We start from the raw sequence: 18,376 nt of genomic DNA, 5'->3' as shown, positions 1-18,376 counted from the left end.
CCGCTTTATGTCAGTCGATATCGGACAAAGTTGAAGCACGTTGAATTGCCGTGTCTGCAATAAGCGTTCGAGCGTCGCGATTAACGCTTCGTGCGCAGCTTATCGGCCTCCAATCGGCGGGTAATCAAGTGAATCAGAAAGGTGGCGAAATCCGGATCTTGGTAATAAAGTCGCATCGCGTCGGTCGCCGAGACCACCAGTAATTCGCATTCGCTTTTGCAACGGGCCGTGCACGTGCGCCGATGGTCCGGAGAGAAGAGCCCGATTTCGCCCAGTATCGTGCCCTGCCCCACCTCGATGCCGATCTCCTCGAGCATGACTGTTCCGCGCACCATGTAGTAAAGCGCATCGCTTCGGTCATCTTTGTGAAAGAGAACGTGGCCAGATTGAAAACGGGTGGGCGCCGTATAAGCCAGCAGTCGACTGATTGAAAGCTGGCCGTCCAGCGCGTGGTGAAGCTGCACATCGCCGACCTTCTGCAAGCGCGCCGCGGCAACGCTCGCCTGCCCGCGACTGCCAACCTTGAGTGCTTTGTACACCGTATATAAGTGCACTTTTACGGTCCCTTCCGTAATGTTCAACTGCCGCGCGATCGACTTGTTCGAATCGCCGCGCGCCGCGAGCGCCAGCACTTGCAGTTGGCGAGGGGTCAGAAAGTCGGAATTGGGTTCGGCCGCGCCGGCGGACTTTGGCAGCGCGTCGGTGGAAGCGGTACCGGCGGTGTCCGCGGTGGACGCCGATAAGCGAATGTCCGATGGCAGATGCCGCCCGCCGGCAGCGAGGAGGCGCAGCGCACTGATCAGTGCATTGGTGGACTCCGATTTACCCAGGTGACCTGCCACGCCTGCCGAGATGAATTGCTCGACGGTCTGAGGATCGACCGAGGTCAGCAGTGCAAGCACGGGCAGATTAGGTGCACCGTGGCGAGAAGCGCTTGCGGTAGTAAGCGCTTCCGGCAGATAGTCACCGTCGAGCACGAGTACGTCGACCGTTTGCCCGTGGTCGAAAGGGTTCAATGTGTAGTCGGCGCATTTCACTTCGGCGCCGTCCGCCACCTCACCAAGCAGACGCGCGACGCCATCGCGAAACAGACCTGCGGGCGCAATGAAAAGGATCAGCATGAGCCGTGCACGCCACACATGGCGCCTCGGACTGATCGACGTCTCTTCACGACAGCGAGGCAAGCATGATCGACAACCTCTTCATGTGTGCCTTGAACGCGTCGCTCGCTTCCCGATCGGTTGTCGGATTCAGGTGCGAAGTCCCGGCGAGTTCAACCTGCTCATGAAAATCGTTGGCGACCGCGCGTCTGATGTCCGGAGGTAACGACCGTACGATGGAGACCAGTAAAGCCTCTTCGGCGTGAATCATGCCCAGAATCGAATGAGTATCCACGGCAGAACCTCCGTTGAAGGCGTCGTAAGTACACTCTAGTACACGCCGGTCAATCGTTTCAGGCTACCTGGGAGTTTCCTACTGATGGCGTCGGGCAGTCAGCGAGTATCACCGCCCGGCATCGTTACGGGGCGCGTAAGGTACCCGCTCCTCCTCGTACAACCGGTAGATGAGTTCAAGCAGTTCCCGAAGGTCGCGCGACTCGTCGAGCATTCGCGTGCTCATGATGATTGGGGACACCAGCGTGGGGTCGTCCAGTTCCTTGTAACTCACGTCGTCTCGCTTCAGGCCATACACGCTACTCGGAACGACGGAAATGCCTTCCCCCGCTGCGACGAGGCCCAGCGCAATCTGCAACTCCCGTACTTCATATATGCGACGAGGCTTGAGACCACGGTCTGCGAATGCCGATAGTACCTGGTCTGCATAACTGGGCCGCGGCGCCTTGGGGAAAATAATCAGGGTCTCGTTGACCAGGTCGCTGAGCCCGAGGACGGGTTTGCCCAATGAGAGTGCATGGCCCTCCGGGAAGGCGACAATCATCTTCTCCTCGCGAAGAATCACCCGGCGGATGTTGGTGTCCTCATGCCGGATACGGCCGAACCCGACATCGATCTGACCGTCTTTCAGCGCGCGAATCTGGTCCATTGTCGACATCTCGTGGAGGCTGAGTTCGACGGTCGTGTTCTCGTCGCGAAAGCGCCGGATGATTTTTGGCAGCATGCCGTACAACGTCGAACCCACAAAACCGACCGAGAGGCTGCGCTCGATGTTGCCCACGCGCCGCGTCATTGATTCGAGTTCGGAGGTCTGAGCCAGCAACTGGACGGCATGAGCATAGAAAAACTTGCCCGTCTCCGTGAGCTTCAACGGGCGCGAGTCGCGCTGGAATAACTGCACCTCGAGAATCTCTTCAAGTTGCTGTATCTGACGGCTCAGAGGCGGTTGGGCCATGTTCAGCCGCTGCGCCGCGCGCGTGAAATTACGTTCCTCGGCTACGGCGACGAAATAGCGAAGATGGCGCAGCTCCATTTCAATACCTTGTAGATATAGACCAATACTAAATCAGTGTTGGACGAGGCCTTCCGGCGTCCACTATTCTGCATTCACACTCTGTTTCAGCGCCCATTATACCTTTCAAGCATATCCGAGGGGTCGCTAAAACAAGGGTTTACCCCAAAGAAAATAGAGATTCCGGAGCAGACATGAGCGTCAAAGTGTTCGATACGAAGGAAGCGCAGGACCTGTTAAAGGCTGCTGCTAACGTCGGTAGCCGGGACGGCAGTGCTCGCGCCCAGCAAATTGTCCATCGCCTGTTGGGCGATCTGTTCAAGGCCATCGACGACCTTGACATGACGCCCGATGAAATCTGGGCCGGCGTTCACTATTTCAACAAGCTCGGCCAGGACGGCGAAGCGGCCCTGCTTGCCGCAGGTCTCGGTCTCGAGAAGTATCTCGACATTCGCATGGATGCAGAGGACAAGGCTGCTGAAATCACCGGTGGCACGCCGCGTACTATCGAAGGCCCGCTGTATGTCGCCGGTGCGCCGGTGCACGATGGCGTGTCGAAAATTGATATCGATCCGGACGAGGATGCTGGCCCGTTGGTGATCCGCGGCACCGTGACCGGCCCGGATGGCAAACCCGTCGCAGGTGCGGTGGTCGAATGCTGGCACGCAAATTCAAAAGGCTTCTATTCGCACTTCGACCCGACCGGCGCGCAGAGCGACTTCAACCTGCGCGGAGCGGTCAGCACCGGTTCCGACGGCAAGTACGAATTCCGTACGCTCATGCCCGTGGGCTACGGTTGCCCGCCGCAGGGCGCGACCCAACAACTGTTGAACGTGCTCGCCCGCCATGGCAACCGCCCGGCGCACGTGCACTTCTTCGTCACCAGCGACAAGCACCGCAAGCTGACGACGCAAATCAATATTGAAGGCGATCCGCTGATCTGGGATGACTTCGCCTACGCGACCCGCGAGGATCTGATTCCGCATGTCGTCGAAAAGACCGGCGGCACTGCGTCGGGTATGAAGGCCGACGCGTACAAGGAAATCGAGTTCAACATCGCGTTGACTCCGCTGGTTCAGGGCAAGGATAACCAGGCCGTCCATCGTCTGCGTGCGTCTGCTATCGCCTGACCGCTAAACGCGGCAGCTACGTCGTACCCCCGCTGCCGCTCAATCTTTCGCAAGAATCTTTCGACACCGATGCGCGTGCTCCATGACCTGGCGCACGCGTAGGGAGAGCACTCATGTCTGCAACTATCGACAAAGCCTCGCAACTGGATGAACTGCTGCATACCGCCGTTCAGGACGACAAGCAAAACGGCGTATTCCGTTGCCGCCGCGATATTTTCACCAACGCCGATCTGTTTGAGCTCGAGATGAAACATATCTTCGAGAGCAACTGGGTGTACCTGGCGCACGAAAGCCAGGTTGCCGACAACAACGACTACTACACCACCTGGATTGGCCGCCAGCCGATCGTGATCACTCGCGACAAAAACGGCGAACTACACGCGGTCATTAACGCCTGCGCGCACAAAGGCGCCATGCTTTGCCGGAAAAAGCACGGCAACAAAGGCACCTTCACCTGTCCGTTCCACGGTTGGAGTTTCGCCAATACGGGCAAGCTCCTGAAAGTGAAGGACGTGAAGACCACCGAATATCCGGTGCAGTTCAACACCAACGGCTCGCACGATCTGAAGAAAGTCGCGCGCTTCCAGAGCTATCGCGGCTTCCTGTTCGGCAGTCTCAATGCGGATGCGATGCCGCTCGAGGACTACCTCGGCGAGACCAAGGTCATCATTGACCAGATCGTCGACCAGGCCGCAAACGGACTGGAAGTGTTGCGAGGCAACTCCTCCTACATCTACGACGGCAACTGGAAGATGCAGATGGAGAACGGCTGCGACGGCTATCACGTCAGCACCGTGCACTGGAACTACGCTGCGACGATGGACCGCCGCAAGGTCGAAGGCACGAAGGCTGTGGATGCGAATAGCTGGAGCAAGTCGGTAGCCGGCGTGTACGGCTTTGACCACGGCCACATTCTGTTGTGGACCAAGACGATGAACCCGGAAGTCCGACCGGTTTATCAATACCGCGAGGAAATCAAGGCACGTGTCGGCGAAGCAAAGGCGGATTTCATCGTCAATCAGACTCGCAACCTGTGCCTGTATCCAAACGTGTTCCTGATGGACCAGTTCAGCACCCAGATTCGCGTGATACGCCCGCTGAGCGTCGACAAGACCGAAGTCACCATCTTCTGCTTTGCCCCCAAGGGTGAGAGCGCAGCCGACCGCGCTACCCGCATTCGCCAATACGAGGATTTCTTCAACGTGACGGGCATGGGCACCGCGGATGACCTCGAAGAGTTCCGCGCCTGCCAGACCGGCTATGCCGGCACCACGGCGATGTGGAACGACCTTTCGCGCGGCGCGCCCTTGTGGATCGAAGGTCCCGACGCGAACGCGAAAAGCATGGGCATGAAGCCGCTCATCTCAGGCGAGCGCAGCGAAGACGAAGGCCTGTTTGTGTGCCAGCACGAATACTGGGTGCAGGTGATGCGCGATGCACTGAAGAAAGAACAAGAGGAGACCGTGGCATGAGCTTCGACTACCCCAAAATCTGCGCCACGCTTTACCGCGAAGCGCGTCTGCTCGACGACCGCCAGTGGGACGATTGGCTCGCCTGCTACGCCGAGGACGTCACCTACTGGATGCCCGCGTGGGACGACGACGACCGGCTCACCGATGACCACGAGAGTCAGATCTCGCTGATGTATTACCCGGACCGTGGCGGCCTGGAAGACCGGGTGTTCCGCATCAAGACCGAACGCAGCAGTGCGTCGATGCCTGAACCGCGGACCAGCCACAACGTCACCAATGTGGAAGTGCTGGCCGAACGCGGCAACGAAGTGGACGTGCGCTACAACTTCGACACGCTCAGCCACCGCTACAGAATCAACGATCATTTTTTCGGCACGATGTTCGTTACGTTGCGAAAGGTCGACGATGCCCTGCTGATTGCCAGCAAGAAAATTGTGCTGAAGAACGATTACATCCGCCAGGTGCTCGACATTTACCACGTTTGATGTCGAGCGCCGGGAGGGAACTGGAAGTAGAGGAGACAACATGTCCACTTACAACATTGCACTGAACTTCGAAGACGGCGTGACCCGCTTCGTCGCATGCAAGCCGGGCGAAAAGGTGCTTGATGCCGCCTTTCGCGCGAAAATCAACCTGCCAATGGATTGCTCCGATGGCGTGTGCGGCACCTGCAAGTGCCGCGCCGAAAGTGGCAGCTATGACCTTGGCGACGATTACATTGAAGACGCGCTGAGCGACGACGAGAAAGACAGTGGCCTTGTACTCACCTGCCAGATGGTGCCGCAAAGCGATTGTGTGATCGCCGTGCCCGCCTCTTCCACTGCATGCAAGACTGAACAGAGCCGGTTCGCCGCGACGGTATCGAAGGTGGAGCCGCACAACGATGCGGCTGTCGTACTCGAACTGGACGTGGATGCAACCGCGCCGGTATTCCTGGCGGGCCAGTACGTCAACATCGATGTTCCCGGCAGCGGCCAGCATCGCTCGTATTCTTTCTCATCCGCGCCGGGGCAATCGAAAGTCAGTTTTCTGATCAAGCGAATTCCTGGTGGCGTGATGAGCACCTGGCTCGATTCCGCGCAGCCTGGCAACAAGCTGGAACTGATCGGGCCGCTCGGTAGTTTCTATCTGCGCGCCGTGGAGCGGCCGTTGCTGTTCCTCGCTGGCGGCACGGGTCTGGCTCCGTTCCTGTCGATGCTGGAAGTGCTGGCGCGTACCGACTCGCAGCAGAAGGTCCACCTGATTTATGGCGTGACCCGCGACCTCGATCTGGTGCAGGTCGATGCCATTGAAGCCTACGTGGCGAAGTTGCCGAATTTCACCTACGCCACCGTCGTGGCCGACACGGATTCGACTCATCCCCGCAAAGGTTGGGTGACGCAGCACATGCCGGCCGAGGCCTTGAATGATGGTGACGTCGACGTTTATTTGTGCGGGCCGCCACCGATGGTCGATGCAGTGCGTAAGCATTTCGACGATAACGGCGTGAAGCCCAACAGCTTCCACTACGAGAAGTTCACTCCTAACGCAGCACCGAGGACCGCATGAGCACGCAACGATTTGCCGGCAAGGTCATGGTCGTCACAGGCGCGGCACAGGGCATTGGACGCGCCGTAGCGCTGCGTGCGGCCGCTGAAGGTGGCAAGGTGCTGTTCGTCGACCGCGCGGAGTTCGTCTCTGAAGTCGCTGCTGAAGCAAGTGGCGCAGAAACGGCAGGCTTTGTTGCCGACCTCGAGACGTATGAAGGCGCGGCATCGGCGATGGCTTTTGCAGTGAGCAAGTTTGGCGGCATCGACATACTGATCAATGGCGTTGGTGGCGCGATTCGCATGCGTCCATTCGCTGAGTTCGAACCTGAACAGATTGACGCGGAAATTCGCCGTTCACTCATGCCTACGCTTTATGCTTGCCATGCTGTGTTGCCGCACCTGCTCACGCGCGGTGGCGGCACCATCGTCAACGTCTCCTCGAATGCTACGCGCGGTATCCGCCGCGTACCGTATTCGGCGGCCAAGGGCGGTGTCAACGCGATCACGCAGTCACTGGCGATGGAGTACGCGGAGCACAACGTCCGTGTAGTCGCCACTGCACCGGGCGGGACCGACGCACCAGCGCGACGCGTTCCTCGCAATACCGCTGGCGACAGCGAACAGGAAAAGCTCTGGATGGGCGACGCCGTGAAGCAGGTCACGGAATCCACCTTCCTTAAACGCTACGGCAGCATCGACGAACAGGCCGCGCCGATTCTGTTTCTCGCTTCAGACGAGGCGAGCTATATCACCGGCACGGTGTTGCCGGTGGCGGGTGGTGACACCGGCTGAGGCGTGAGTGAACAGGATATTCCTTCAGCCCACTCCCCGCGAGTCCGCCGTCTGCGCACACGTACGCATCGCCGGGGCGCCATCCGCGATACTTGTGCTCGACGAATAGACGCTGCGGCGCATTCAACGAGAGCCCGTGAGGCGCCCGCCGAGCCACACGCGCAACGCCGAGATCTCCTCCTCACACACCGAATGCGGCATCGGATACGCACTCCAGGCGACGTTGCAACCTCGCGCGATCGCAAAGTCACGCGCGGCCTCCCCTAGCCGGATTGGCAACACGTCGTCGTGTATACCATGCGCGGCAAAAATCGGCGTGCTGCTGTTTGCGGCGCTCAACCGGCTGTCCACAAAGCCTTGCGACGGTATATAGCCCGACATCACGATCAGGCCGGCAAGCGCCTCAGGGTGCGTCAGTCCTGCTGAATAGGTCATCGCCGCGCCCTGCGAAAAACCCGCGAGAAAGATGTTCGAAGTCGGAATGCCGCGCTGGTTCTGCACTTCGATCAATCGCCGCACGGTCGCGCAAGACGATTCGATACCGGCTTCGTCAACTTGTCGATTAACGTCCTGAAACGACCGTATGTCGTACCACGCGCGCATCACGTAGCCATCGTTTGCAGTAACGGCAATCTCAGGTGCATTGGGAAACACGAAGCGCACAGCGGGTCCGCCGGTGAGGCGCAATTCGGGGACAAGCGGCACGAAGTCATTGGCGTCGGCGCCGAGACCGTGCATCAGGATGACGGCGAATCTGGGATCTGGCGCGGTTTCGATTTCGATGGCTGGTGATAGCTCGGTCATGTTTCGCAACTCCTCGGCTTCGGAAAACGTTCAGATGATCGGGATCGATACAAGTAGGATACCGCCGGGCGGCACCAACGCTTCGGTTGGTAGTCGATACGGCTCATCCTGTAGGAGAGACCGTAGTGGAAGAGCTGAGGCTTGCTCCTGCAACGCTAACGACCACCAATCCTGTTTGCACCGAAGCCTGCCGACGGAAAGCGGAGCGCACCATTCTGTGGATCAATGGTCCGCACTGGACGACCGGGCGCCGCCGGAACGGCAGTGGTGGGCGTGCTGCGCAGCCCCGGCGCAAGGTAGATGAATTTCCACCCGCCGTAAGTCTGCTCGGTCTCGAAGTCTACGTATCGCCGCGGGAACTCCGCGCGCTTGATCGTCGGCGCCTCCGAGCTACTATACACACCATAAAAGCGATCGCCCTGCCGCAAGAAGAGCCAATCGGTCTTGCCGGTGACCGGATCCGGGTATGCCTGACGCAGGTGATGCATCGGAACCGGGAAGCGCGCGTCGTCCAGCAGATCGTCGACCGACGCGGGGTAGACGCGACCAACGCGGTAATACCGCACGATTGCCTGCCGGTACTGGTCACCCACGAACAACAGTTGCTTCTCCTGCTCGCGCCGACGTTCCAGCGACCAGACATCCAGCGCGCCCGCCAACGCAATCGACATCAACATCAGCGCGATCAATAGCGCCAGCATCACGAGCCCACGCTGGCGCGCGGCGCAAAGCGAGGCACGGCGTCGCGCAGCCCGCTTCGATACCGACGAAATGCGCGCGCCGCCTCGCGCTGAGAATGCGCCGCGACTCACTTGCCTGCTCCTGCCGGATCGGCAGGCGTGCCCTGCGCACCACTCGCCGGCACGACGTCGTACACGCCCGTCTTGCTTTCATCGGGCGAGGCGATTACCGCCCACTTGTCGTCGCCGTTGACCGGATCGACCGGAACCGCCCGCAGATAGTGTTTCGTCACCAGTTCATCGAGCGTATCCGGGTACTGGCCGTTGTCACCGTAGTATTTATCGATCGCATCGCGCATCACGGCGACGTTCTGCTGCCGGACCTGCTCCTTGCCGCGTTCGATGCTGTGCATATAACGCGGCAGAGCGATCGTCAGAAGCAGGCCAATGATCGCCATCACGACAACCAGTTCGATCAGCGTAAATGCGCGGAATCTGCGCGTATGAGCGGGTTTCATGATGCACCGTCACCATTGTTTGTACGGAACGCCGTTGATGCCGGCGCGATCGGATTTCGACGACACATCGAACACGTCCTTGCCAGCCTGATCATTCCCGGACGGACCATCGGCGCCGGCCTGATCCGGCTGCACACCATAGGACCGCACGTTCCAGGTGTCTTCCGCGGCCGTGTCCGGATCGCCAGAAAAAAACGGATCGCGCGGCACGTGGCGAAGGAACATCAACAGACTGCCTTTCGGATCCTTCGCATTGGGCACACCCGTCACGAGCACGGTCAGCGACGGCGGATAGCCGGACGCCTCCGCCTCCTTGTCGATCAAACCCACGTCGCTCGAATCCTTATATGCGTCGAGTGCCGTGCGAATCTCGCGCAACGCGGCGCTCAACTGCTGTTCCTTCTGACGCTGCACGATCAGTTCGGAGAACGGCATGATCGCGAGCGACAGGATAGCCACAAGCGCGAGCGTAATCACCAGCTCGATCAACGTGAATCCACGCTGATCGGGCCGGCTTGCGCCACGCGAGCGGACTGTGTTCGTCGGCATGGCCACGGCTCAATACCCGTTCTGAATCGAGCGAAGCGGGTTATCGTTGCCCATGTCACCCGGCGGCATCTGCAAGATCGACGGAGCGGGCGCGGGCGCCGGTGCGGGTGCAGCCGGGGGAGGCGCGGGCGGCTGGGTGGCCGCCGGCGCCGCGTTCGCCCCAGCGCCCGGTTCGGCCTCTCCTCCCGCCTGCTCCGCTGCCGGCGGCGCATTGGGAACCGGCACCGGCGCCGGCGCGGTCGATTGCGGCGCAAAGCGTCCGCCGTAGGGTGCGGGTGGCGGCGTCGTGCGCTGCGGCGGCGGTAGTTGCCCAAACGAACCGGTCGCGGGCGCCGTCGTCGAACCGTTCGCCGCCGCACCCGCCTGTGCGGACTTGCCGCCCACCGTGCCACCGCCTACGCTGCCGGGCAGCGCCCTTACAGCAGGCGCTCCGGGCACCGCCGCGGCGGCCATGACGGGATCGAGCCGAAGCTGGTCGGCGTGCACATTGACGTCGGTGCCGGACCAGACCTCCTGCGTGTCCACATCCGCTGCGAGCTGCGGCCGCACAATGTGCGGTGTGATCTGCAATACGATCTCCGTCTTCACATGGTCGCCGTTGTGGTCCGAGAACAGGCGCCCGAGGATGGGCAACTGCCCGAGGCCAGGCACCTTGTCGGCCGACCTGCGGTCCTGATCAGAGATCAGCCCGCCGAGAATCTGGCTTTCGCCGTCTCTCAGACGCAGGCTTGTCGACGCGCTACGTGTTCCTATCTGATAGGCGAGCGAACTCAGACCTGTTTGCGAATTACCGCTCTGGATCGTATTGGTGATATTGCTGACTTCGAGATTCAGTTTGATGCCGACATCGCCATCCCGATAGACCTGTGGCTCCACTTCGAGCTTGATGCCGACATCGATGTACTGAATCATTTGCGTGTATGACGGTCCGCTCGTGCTGGGCGTGCTGGAACTCGAAATCACCGGCAACTTGTCGCCGATCAGGATCCGGGCCTTCTCCTTGTTGCGCGTCCGGATACGTGGACTCGCCAGCAAATTCGCGTCGGTATCCGTAAGCTTGAAGTTTGCCGTCGCAGACAGACCGCTGACATTCAGCGCATTGATGGGAAGATGGTGCAACGCGCCCCATGTGTCCACCGTGGACGGTGTCGACACCGAGAACGAGTTCGGCCATTCGATCCCGAGATTGGACAAGCGTTCGTGCGAGACCTCCAGCACCTCGACTTCCAGCATCACCTCCGGTTCAGGCAGATCCTGCGCGGCGATCATCTCTTCGGCAACCTTGATGGTGTCCGGGGTGCCGCGGATCGTTACGGTATTCGCGCGCTCGTCGATCACGACTTCCTTGATCTTAAGCAGGCTCTTCAGCAACGACTGAATCTGTTTGGCTTCGACGTTCGACAACTGGAACGTGCGTACTTTCAATTCCTGATATTCAAGCTGCTTGGCGGGAGTCGCCGGGTAGATGAAAAGCGTATTCGCGTTGAGTTGCTTCTTGTCGAGCTGATTCTGCATCAGGATCATATCGACCGTATCCTGCAGTGACGCGTTCGTCACGAAGATGGTCGTCTTCAAATCCGCACGGACGTCGCGATCGAAGATGACGTTCAATCCCGAAGTGCGCGACAACGCTTCGAAGACCATGCGCACGTTGGCATCGCGAAACTGCAGTGTGATCGGCGTACGCATGATCGACGAAGCGGCGAGCCCCTCTTCCCTGTCCGCGCGTTGCTGCCGGATCTTATCGTCGATTTCCTTTTTCATCTGCAACGCCAGCGCATTGGTCGGATTCCTCAACAACACGCGGTGCACGCGATCGGACGCCGGTGCAAGCGAGCCGCGCTGCATCATGCGGTCCGCTTCCTGCAGGGTCGTAAGATCCCGGCGGTCCTGGTCGATCAGCGCGCCGATCTTGCGGCCGCGTTCGCTGGTCGGATCGATCTGGCTTGCCGCGTAGAGCTTCTGGATCGCGGCATCGAACTGGTAGCTCAGACGGAACTGGTCGGCCTGATCGAGCAGCGCGTTGACCTGACTATTGCGGTCGTTCAGATAGTCGACTTTCGCCTCGGCGCCGGTCGGATTGTCCTGCCGGGCCGGCATTTGCATGCAACCGCTGACGGCAAGCATGGCGATAGCGACCGCGAGCGCACGCTTTCTCGCGATCCCTCCGATTGGGGTGCACTGAGCACGGAACGGGACAGATGGCAAGAGATGGTTCGCCGGGCCGCTGTCCCCATTGCGGCTCGCACCCCGTGTGCGTGAGGTTTTCATCTACTTTGCCTCTCTTGGAATGGATACGGACTGCGTCTGGTTAAGCGGTAGATAGGTCAGCACCACGTCGGATTCCGAAACCGATTCGACGCGGTACTGGTCATCGACGACTTCGCCCGGCGAAACGATCAGCAACCGCTCGCCGTTGCTGAGAAATACCTGCGGCTTGGCCGCTTTCGCATCCAGCTCGCCCACGTACGTGAATGGCACGGGCGGCGCAGTCGGCGCCGGTGCCCGCACCTCGGGTACGATCGGCACCTCGACTGGAGGCGGCGGCGGAAGCCACGAAGAGGCGGCGAACGGATTGTTGGCCGATTCGACGGACAGCGGCGTGCGCAGGGCGATCAGCTTTGCGCGTGGCGTCACCGCTATCGTCGGCTTCGCATTGGCAGCGCCGACGCGCGACGCAGGAACCGGGACTGGCGCCGCTCCCCGCGAGGTTGCTGGCACGGCAGACGCGGCGGACTGAAGATGAGCGGAAGCAGGCCGCGCCCGCACGTCGTCATGCCCCTTGCCGTGGAGCGCGGCAAGCACCACCGGCGTCTGGGTCGCCGCCACCTGCGCGCGATACCCGAGTCCCACGACGGCGATCCCGCAGAACGTCAGCAACACGCGTGTGACCAGAGCGGGTTTCATGGCTGCGCTGTCCGGCAGATGCGCTCGAACGCGTTTGACCAGAGCGAGGTTCATGGCTGTGCAGTCCGGTAGATGAGCTCGAAGCGGACCCGCGCATCAAGAATATTGCCGTCGACTGCGGGACGTTCGACGTGGATCGCCTGGAGCGCCGCATTGGGCACGTTGTTCAGGACTGCCGCGAGAAAACGCCGGATCGCACTGTACTGGTCCTTGACAGGCAATAGCACCTGATACCGCGTAAAGGGCGCACCGGCTTCGGTCGTCACCTGGTATTCGGCTGAGCCGAGCGTCAGATTGCTCTCGCGGGCCTGCGCGAATATCACCGCGATATCGTTCGCGCTTTGCGTGAAACCCGGGAACAGTCCCGGCAAGGTATCGAGTGCGACTGGATCCACCGCCGCGCTACGCTCGCCGGCAAGGTGATGCGCGTTCGCAGTCCGCGCGACTCGCGCGGCATCCTGCATCTCACCCATTCCGTGCGTCCCGGACTCCACACTGGGCGTCGAGACGGCCACGATGGCGGCAACGCCAATCACCAGCACGCCGAGCAGTCCCGGCAGGCCGAACGAGCGCTGCATCTCGAAGCGCAGCGTCAACAGCATGTCCTGCAACTGGTCTGCTTTCATCATTTCCTCCAGACGGCAGTGATCTGGAAACGCACGGGTTTGCCCGGTACGTTCGTCTCGATCAGGTGATCGTTCAGCACGGCTTCCCGCAGCAGAACGCTGCTCTGCAGATACTTCAGGTAGGCAATCATCGCGTCGAAGTTCTTCGCCTCGGCCGTGATACGGATCTGGCTTTGCGCGGGGTTCTGATCGATGCCGATCAGCGCGACATCGTGATCCGGATAGTCTTCGACGATCGAGAAGAGGTCCTGCCACGGCACGGTCAGTTCACGCAGAACCGACTGGCTCTGCTTTTCCGCGAGCCGGGCAGCCGGCGTCAGCGGCGCCTTCGCCACGTGCCGGCTTGCCATTGTTTGCCGCTGGACGGCCTCCAGTTGTGCCTGCGCACGATCGTTTTCCGAGTGCGCATGCCAGAGCCGCGCGCCGCTTGCGAGCAACAGCACGGCAGCGGCGCACAGCAGGATCAACCCGCCCGCCGCGGGGGTGGCGCGGCGCCGGCTGAAGTCGAGGTCAAGGCGCGGGATCATTGCGCACACTCCATCAGCCGATGCGCGGGCGAGTGGTCCGCCGGCGGCGCCTGCCGGATCGCCGCGGCGAAACGCGCTTCGAACGGCGCCAACTCGGTCTCGATCCCGAACAGAAAGATTTTGCAGTCTTCGTGCTTCAGGTTCGCGTGGGTTGCCGAGCGTTCGAACAACTGCTCGGCCAGTTCGGCCAGCCGGGACGCGTCGTCCGCATCTCCAGGAAACAGGCGTTGTGCATCGTAGGCGACCCAGCGATTCTGTTCGATCATGACCGCCTGCATCTGCTCGTCCGCGACGAACAGCAGCAGCGCCTCACCGCCCTCGGCCGCATCGCCGATGCGATTGAGCATCTCCGGAAGGCATAACGTCAAGCGGCTAATCCCGACATGTTCGGCTGCGCTCACGTCGTGGATACCGGCAAGCAGTTCGCGCGACATCGCGCTGGCAAACAGAGCCCGGCCGCCGCGCTGCACGCCGAAACGGACCACCAGCGACGCACCGTCAATTCCATAGGTATCGGTGAAATGCGCTAACGCGATCTCTTCGAGTTCGCGCGCGCGCAGCGTGCGGAAATCGCCACGCAAGATCGCGTGATTGCCCCAGAAATCATCCAGCACCACGTGTGCGTTGCGCTTCTGCACAAACTCCTGCGGCACTGGCGCCGCATCTGCGGCGGGCGTTGCGATGAGCGTGTCGGCAAGCGCTCTGCGCAGCGTGTCGAGTGCACCCGGTTCAGTGCAGCACTGCTCCTCGGGAATCGCAACGCTGGCAGGCTCGGCGGCAGATGCCGATTTGCGCAGGCGTAACGGCCAAGGCACGCGCGCACCGACGACAATCTCACGTGTGCCGACTCCGATTGCAACCGGACTATTCAACCATGGTGACACGGTTAATCTCCTCGAGAGTCGTTTCGCCGCGCTTCACGAGCTCGACTGCAGCGGTACGCAGCGACTGCATGCCGTAGCGCATCGCTGCCGCCTTGATAGCCCCAAGCGGTGCGCGTTCCGACAGCAGTTGCCGCAACTCGTCGTTCATGCGCAATGCTTCTGCAATTGCGCGGCGTCCGCGGTACCCGCTGCCGCGGCACGCCGCGCAGCCCGTGCCGCGATGAAACAGGTAGCTGCCGGCGGTATCCGGATCGATGCCCGAACGGACCAGCGTGTCCGCGTCGACCGCTTCATCGGTCGTGCAATCCGGACAGCACTGCCGCAAGAGACGCTGGGCAACGACGCCGTTGAGCGCGGACACGAAGCTGTAAGGATCGACCTCCATGTTCGTGAAGCGGCCTATCACGTCGAAGACGTTGTTCGCGTGCACGGTGGTGAACACCTGGTGGCCGGTCAGCGCTGCCTGCACGGCGATTTGCGCTGTTTCCGGATCGCGGATTTCGCCGACCATGATCTTGTCCGGGTCATGCCGCAAAATCGATCGCAGTCCGCGCGCGAACGTCAGGCCCTTCGCTTCGTTGACCGGAATCTGCAGGATGTCGCCCAGCTGATATTCGACCGGGTCTTCGATCGTCACGATCTTCTCAAGACCGTTGTTGATCTCAGTCAGAATCGCGTAGAGCGTCGTCGTCTTGCCGCTACCGGTCGGCCCGGTCACGAGCAGCATCCCGTACGGCATCGATGCGACCGAGCGCATGAAGCGTGTATCAGCCTGCTGAAAGCCCAGCGCCTCGAGCGTCAGACCGCCGGAGGCCTGCGAAAGCTGATAGCGGTCAAGGATCCGTAGCACCGCGTCCTCGCCGAACTGGTTCGGCATGATCGACACGCGGAAATCGATGTCACGTCCCGCGTACTGCGCTTTGAAACGCCCATCCTGCGGAACACGGCGCTCGGAAATGTCGAGTTCGGAAATCACTTTCACGCGCGACAGGACCTGGTCCGCGACATCGCGGCCTTCGACCCGGCCGACCACAGTCAGCACACCGTCCACGCGGCACTTGATCATTAACCCGTTGGCGCGGCATTCGAGGTGGATGTCGCTCGCCATCATCTTCAGCGCGTCATAGATCGTCGAGTTGAGCAGCCTCACCACCGGGCTGTCGTCACTACTGATGCCCTGCAGCGTCAACGCGAGCGAAGACGGATCGACTGCACTCTGGATCGGGTCGTCGAACGCGAGCGAGTCCATCGCCCGCACGTCTTTTTCGCGCACGGCCAGATACGCGCTGATGTCCCCCGCGCTCGCGAGCGCCCAGCTGTACGGCACGGTCGGCCGCGAGCGCATGCGGTGTTCGACGCAGCCTCGCGTGCGCGCGTCGAGCGGATCGGCGATGACGAACAGCAGACCCTTGCCACTGTTTGTACCGCCTGAGCCGTTTGTGCCGCTTGTTCCATCTGCCTCGCGAAAACACACGCACAGGCGGGTCGTCGCTTCGACAAACGACATCACGTCGAAATCAGGCTCGTACTGATTCAACTCGCGCATGCTGATCGGCTTCATGCGAAATTGCACAGCCAACTGGGCGCGCATCTCGTCCGCGCTCAGTGCCGTCTGTGTCATCAACTCTTCCAGCGCGCGAATACCGGAACCGTGCCGCTCGCCGAGCGTTCGCAGTGCCTCGCGCAACTCGACACGCGGTTCGACACGCGTTTCGACATTTAGGCTTGCCGGAATCGTGCTGACGGTATCCACGTGTTTTCTCCAGGTGGGTCTATTGAATGCTCGATGCGATTTCGAAAATCGGCATGTACATCAGCACGACAATTCCACCGATAACCACACCGATAAAAATCATCATCGCGGGTTCGATCAAACGCGAGATCAGATCGATCGTGCGAGACACCTGCGCCTCCTGAAACGCGGCAATTCTGTCGAGAACGGGTCCAAGGCCACCGGTCTTCTCCGCCACCGTCAGGAGTCGATAGGAGATCGGGTTGGCGAGTCCGCCCTGCTGAAACGCGTCGGATATCTTTGTGCCGTTGCGCACCTGCTGCAGGGCGTCCGCGAGTGCGGCCTGATCCGCGCGGCCGACTAGCCCGCGCGCAAGATCGAACGCGCGCACAGCGGGAATACCGCCGTCGACCAGCATGGCGGTCGTGCGATAAAACTGCGACTGGCGAAAGATGCGGAAGTGTTGCCCAATGCCCGGCAGAGCAAACATGCGATCGGCGATCCAGCTCCGGACCGCCGGTCTGCGCAGCGCGAAACCGGCCGCCACCGCCAGCACAGCGAGGCTCGCGCTCAACTCCGCCCCGTGGGCGTGCACCATGCTGCCCCAGGCGATCAGCAAGCGCGAGAGCAACGGGAGCTCACGCCCGCTGTGCTCGAGCAAGGTCGCGAACCTCGGCACGACGAAACCCAGCAGGAACAGCACGACCGCCGCGCCCACCAGCAGCAGAACGGATGGATAGATCGCTGCCGACACCACCCGGCCGCGCAGTTCGTGAAGCATCGCGCTGTTGCGCGAATAGCGGGTCAAACTATCCGCGAGGCCGCCGGTTTGCTCGCTGGCTTTCACGCAGGCGACAAGCACCGGCGGAAAGATGTGGCTCGCGTGTTCGAGCGCCGCGGAGAGTGACTGCCCCTCTTCCAGTAGCCGCAACAGTTCGCGATATACCTGTGCCGATGCCTCGCGGCGCTCGTTGCCCCCGAGCGTGCGCAATGCATCGACGACGCCGACGCCTGCATCGAGTAATGCCGCCAGTTCGCGCGCGAACAGTTCGACGTTGAATCTGCCGCCGGGCAGCGCCGCCCAGCTTTTCCCCTGGCGCCGCCGTCTCGCGTCTGCGCGAACCGATACGACACGAAGGCCGCGGGCGCGTGCAAGCGACGCCGCAGTCGACGAAGAATCGCTATCGATGCGAAGCGTCTGAACCGCACCACTGGTATCGAAAACACGCAGCACGAACTTCACGTCGACTCTCCTTGCAAACAACCCACTACTGGCCCGGCGTCGCGGCAACCGCGCGGTGCACCGTTACCACGAAGAGACGGTCGTGTTCTCGCCGACGCCACCGCCTCGTCCATCCTTGCCAAGCGAAAACAGATCGTAGTCGCCGTGCTCGCCCGGCGAACGATACTGGTACGGTCGATCCCACGGATCGACCGGCACCGCCTTCGCCAGATACGGCCCGCTCCAATGCGCCGCGTCCTGCGGTTTGGCGATCAGTGCCTGCAGCCCTTCTTCGGTCGACGGATAGGAACCGACATCCAGCCGGTATTGATCGAGCGCCTGCCCGAGCGAGACAATCTGCGCGCGCGCGATCTTCGTATTCGACTTGCCGACCTGTTCGAAATATCGAGGAGCAACGAGACCTGCCAGCAAGCCGATGATGACCATCACCACAAGCAGCTCGAGCAGCGTGAAGCCGTGGCTGCGTCGCGCGCCCCTTTCAAGGCGGACGCACTGCCACGGACGCCCGGGCATGCCGGGCTTGATAGAGGACAATTCGTTGTACACGGCTCCCCCTGTAACGACCCACCGCTTCGGC

The 18,376-nt window shown here is 61.3% G+C and carries 20 protein-coding genes; 5 read left to right on the top strand and 15 right to left on the bottom strand.

From position 1 onward, the window contains the following. Positions 1–80: 80 nt before the first annotated feature. The 3 genes from M0D68_RS07755 to M0D68_RS07745 all read right to left on the bottom strand — a co-directional run bounded on the left by M0D68_RS07755 (position 81) and on the right by M0D68_RS07745 (position 2,427). Positions 81–1,121: a LuxR C-terminal-related transcriptional regulator gene (locus tag M0D68_RS07755; RefSeq protein WP_200651999.1), complete on the bottom strand. Its 1,041-nt coding sequence runs from the start codon at positions 1,119–1,121 to the stop codon at positions 81–83. A 46-nt stretch (positions 1,122–1,167) separates the two neighbouring features. After that, positions 1,168–1,395, bottom strand: coding sequence for a hypothetical protein (locus tag M0D68_RS07750; RefSeq protein WP_054035211.1), 228 nt, complete (start codon positions 1,393–1,395; stop codon positions 1,168–1,170). 108 nt (positions 1,396–1,503) lie between these two features. Next, positions 1,504–2,427 (bottom strand): LysR family transcriptional regulator, encoded by a 924-nt coding sequence (locus M0D68_RS07745; RefSeq protein WP_266224116.1) that lies wholly within the window; start codon positions 2,425–2,427, stop codon positions 1,504–1,506. A gap of 173 nt (positions 2,428–2,600) precedes the next feature. Between M0D68_RS07745 and catA the strand changes: the two genes are divergently transcribed. From catA to benD, 5 genes are all read left to right on the top strand, one after another. Then, entirely contained in the window at positions 2,601–3,536 is a 936-nt protein-coding gene (gene catA, locus M0D68_RS07740; protein WP_200652001.1) for a catechol 1,2-dioxygenase, read from the top strand. Between the two features lie 113 nt (positions 3,537–3,649). Beyond that, positions 3,650–5,008: a Rieske 2Fe-2S domain-containing protein gene (locus tag M0D68_RS07735; RefSeq protein ID WP_266224115.1), complete on the top strand. Its 1,359-nt coding sequence runs from the start codon at positions 3,650–3,652 to the stop codon at positions 5,006–5,008. Next, positions 5,005–5,493: a benzoate 1,2-dioxygenase small subunit gene (gene benB, locus M0D68_RS07730; RefSeq protein ID WP_200620149.1), complete on the top strand. Its 489-nt coding sequence runs from the start codon at positions 5,005–5,007 to the stop codon at positions 5,491–5,493. Before M0D68_RS07735 ends, benB begins: the two co-directional genes overlap by 4 nt. Before the next feature lie 40 nt (positions 5,494–5,533). Further along, entirely contained in the window at positions 5,534–6,556 is a 1,023-nt protein-coding gene (benC, locus tag M0D68_RS07725; RefSeq protein ID WP_200652003.1) for a benzoate 1,2-dioxygenase electron transfer component BenC, read from the top strand. After that, complete coding sequence (benD, locus tag M0D68_RS07720; protein ID WP_266224114.1) at positions 6,553–7,329, top strand: benzoate diol dehydrogenase BenD; 777 nt, start codon at positions 6,553–6,555, stop codon at positions 7,327–7,329. The genes benC and benD overlap by 4 nt, the downstream gene beginning before the upstream one ends. 123 nt (positions 7,330–7,452) lie before the next feature. Here benD and M0D68_RS07715 read toward each other — a convergent pair whose 3' ends face one another. The 12 genes from M0D68_RS07715 to gspG all read right to left on the bottom strand — a co-directional run bounded on the left by M0D68_RS07715 (position 7,453) and on the right by gspG (position 18,312). Next, on the bottom strand, positions 7,453–8,133 hold the full coding sequence (locus M0D68_RS07715) for an alpha/beta hydrolase (protein ID WP_266224113.1): 681 nt from the start codon (positions 8,131–8,133) through the stop codon (positions 7,453–7,455). A gap of 155 nt (positions 8,134–8,288) precedes the next feature. Then, the gene (locus M0D68_RS07710; protein ID WP_234487736.1) at positions 8,289–8,834 is read right to left on the bottom strand and encodes a type II secretion system protein; all 546 of its coding nucleotides are present in this window, start codon (positions 8,832–8,834) and stop codon (positions 8,289–8,291) included. Between the two features lie 107 nt (positions 8,835–8,941). Continuing rightward, positions 8,942–9,331 (bottom strand): type IV pilin protein, encoded by a 390-nt coding sequence (locus tag M0D68_RS07705; protein ID WP_093633280.1) that lies wholly within the window; start codon positions 9,329–9,331, stop codon positions 8,942–8,944. A gap of 9 nt (positions 9,332–9,340) precedes the next feature. Continuing rightward, positions 9,341–9,880, bottom strand: coding sequence for a type II secretion system protein (locus tag M0D68_RS07700; protein WP_266224112.1), 540 nt, complete (start codon positions 9,878–9,880; stop codon positions 9,341–9,343). A gap of 9 nt (positions 9,881–9,889) precedes the next feature. Continuing rightward, complete coding sequence (locus M0D68_RS07695) at positions 9,890–11,986, bottom strand: type IV pilus secretin PilQ (protein ID WP_234487731.1); 2,097 nt, start codon at positions 11,984–11,986, stop codon at positions 9,890–9,892. A gap of 165 nt (positions 11,987–12,151) precedes the next feature. Then, a complete protein-coding gene (locus M0D68_RS07690) occupies positions 12,152–12,841 on the bottom strand; it encodes a hypothetical protein (RefSeq protein WP_266224111.1) in 690 nt (229 codons plus the stop codon). Further along, the gene (locus M0D68_RS07685; protein ID WP_093633283.1) at positions 12,838–13,413 is read right to left on the bottom strand and encodes a hypothetical protein; all 576 of its coding nucleotides are present in this window, start codon (positions 13,411–13,413) and stop codon (positions 12,838–12,840) included. Before M0D68_RS07685 ends, M0D68_RS07690 begins: the two co-directional genes overlap by 4 nt. After that, positions 13,413–13,940, bottom strand: a complete 528-nt coding sequence (locus M0D68_RS07680; protein WP_093633284.1) for a hypothetical protein — start codon at positions 13,938–13,940, stop codon at positions 13,413–13,415. The genes M0D68_RS07685 and M0D68_RS07680 overlap by 1 nt, the downstream gene beginning before the upstream one ends. Then, positions 13,937–14,824 (bottom strand): hypothetical protein, encoded by an 888-nt coding sequence (locus M0D68_RS07675; RefSeq protein ID WP_266224110.1) that lies wholly within the window; start codon positions 14,822–14,824, stop codon positions 13,937–13,939. Before M0D68_RS07675 ends, M0D68_RS07680 begins: the two co-directional genes overlap by 4 nt. Next, a complete protein-coding gene (locus tag M0D68_RS07670; protein WP_234486822.1) occupies positions 14,805–16,445 on the bottom strand; it encodes a GspE/PulE family protein in 1,641 nt (546 codons plus the stop codon). Before M0D68_RS07670 ends, M0D68_RS07675 begins: the two co-directional genes overlap by 20 nt. Positions 16,446–16,596: 151 nt before the next feature. Next, positions 16,597–17,799, bottom strand: a complete 1,203-nt coding sequence (locus M0D68_RS07665) for a type II secretion system F family protein (protein WP_200620126.1) — start codon at positions 17,797–17,799, stop codon at positions 16,597–16,599. 63 nt (positions 17,800–17,862) lie between these two features. Continuing rightward, positions 17,863–18,312 (bottom strand): type II secretion system major pseudopilin GspG, encoded by a 450-nt coding sequence (gspG, locus tag M0D68_RS07660; RefSeq protein WP_200620156.1) that lies wholly within the window; start codon positions 18,310–18,312, stop codon positions 17,863–17,865. Positions 18,313–18,376 lie beyond the last annotated feature (64 nt).

The sequence above is a fragment of the Paraburkholderia sp. SEWSISQ10-3 4 genome, from assembly GCF_030464785.1.
GTDB classification, from domain to species: domain Bacteria; phylum Pseudomonadota; class Gammaproteobacteria; order Burkholderiales; family Burkholderiaceae; genus Paraburkholderia; species Paraburkholderia aspalathi.
Note: the sequence above shows the minus strand (reverse complement) of the source record. Positions and strands in the feature narration are given on the sequence as shown.

Coding starts and splice junctions, on each gene's coding strand:
- M0D68_RS07755 (WP_200651999.1), bottom strand. CDS start 1,121: ATGCTGATCCTTTTCATTGCGCCCGCAGGTCTGTTTCGCGATGGCGTC.
- M0D68_RS07745 (WP_266224116.1), bottom strand. CDS start 2,427: ATGGAGCTGCGCCATCTTCGCTATTTCGTCGCCGTAGCCGAGGAACGT.
- catA (WP_200652001.1), top strand. CDS start 2,601: ATGAGCGTCAAAGTGTTCGATACGAAGGAAGCGCAGGACCTGTTAAAG.
- M0D68_RS07735 (WP_266224115.1), top strand. CDS start 3,650: ATGTCTGCAACTATCGACAAAGCCTCGCAACTGGATGAACTGCTGCAT.
- benB (WP_200620149.1), top strand. CDS start 5,005: ATGAGCTTCGACTACCCCAAAATCTGCGCCACGCTTTACCGCGAAGCG.
- benC (WP_200652003.1), top strand. CDS start 5,534: ATGTCCACTTACAACATTGCACTGAACTTCGAAGACGGCGTGACCCGC.
- benD (WP_266224114.1), top strand. CDS start 6,553: ATGAGCACGCAACGATTTGCCGGCAAGGTCATGGTCGTCACAGGCGCG.
- M0D68_RS07715 (WP_266224113.1), bottom strand. CDS start 8,133: ATGACCGAGCTATCACCAGCCATCGAAATCGAAACCGCGCCAGATCCC.
- M0D68_RS07710 (WP_234487736.1), bottom strand. CDS start 8,834: ATGCTGGCGCTATTGATCGCGCTGATGTTGATGTCGATTGCGTTGGCG.
- M0D68_RS07705 (WP_093633280.1), bottom strand. CDS start 9,331: ATGAAACCCGCTCATACGCGCAGATTCCGCGCATTTACGCTGATCGAA.
- M0D68_RS07700 (WP_266224112.1), bottom strand. CDS start 9,880: ATGCCGACGAACACAGTCCGCTCGCGTGGCGCAAGCCGGCCCGATCAG.
- M0D68_RS07695 (WP_234487731.1), bottom strand. CDS start 11,986: ATGCAAATGCCGGCCCGGCAGGACAATCCGACCGGCGCCGAGGCGAAA.
- M0D68_RS07690 (WP_266224111.1), bottom strand. CDS start 12,841: ATGAACCTCGCTCTGGTCAAACGCGTTCGAGCGCATCTGCCGGACAGC.
- M0D68_RS07685 (WP_093633283.1), bottom strand. CDS start 13,413: ATGAAAGCAGACCAGTTGCAGGACATGCTGTTGACGCTGCGCTTCGAG.
- M0D68_RS07680 (WP_093633284.1), bottom strand. CDS start 13,940: ATGATCCCGCGCCTTGACCTCGACTTCAGCCGGCGCCGCGCCACCCCC.
- M0D68_RS07670 (WP_234486822.1), bottom strand. CDS start 16,445: ATGACACAGACGGCACTGAGCGCGGACGAGATGCGCGCCCAGTTGGCT.
- gspG (WP_200620156.1), bottom strand. CDS start 18,312: ATGCCCGGGCGTCCGTGGCAGTGCGTCCGCCTTGAAAGGGGCGCGCGA.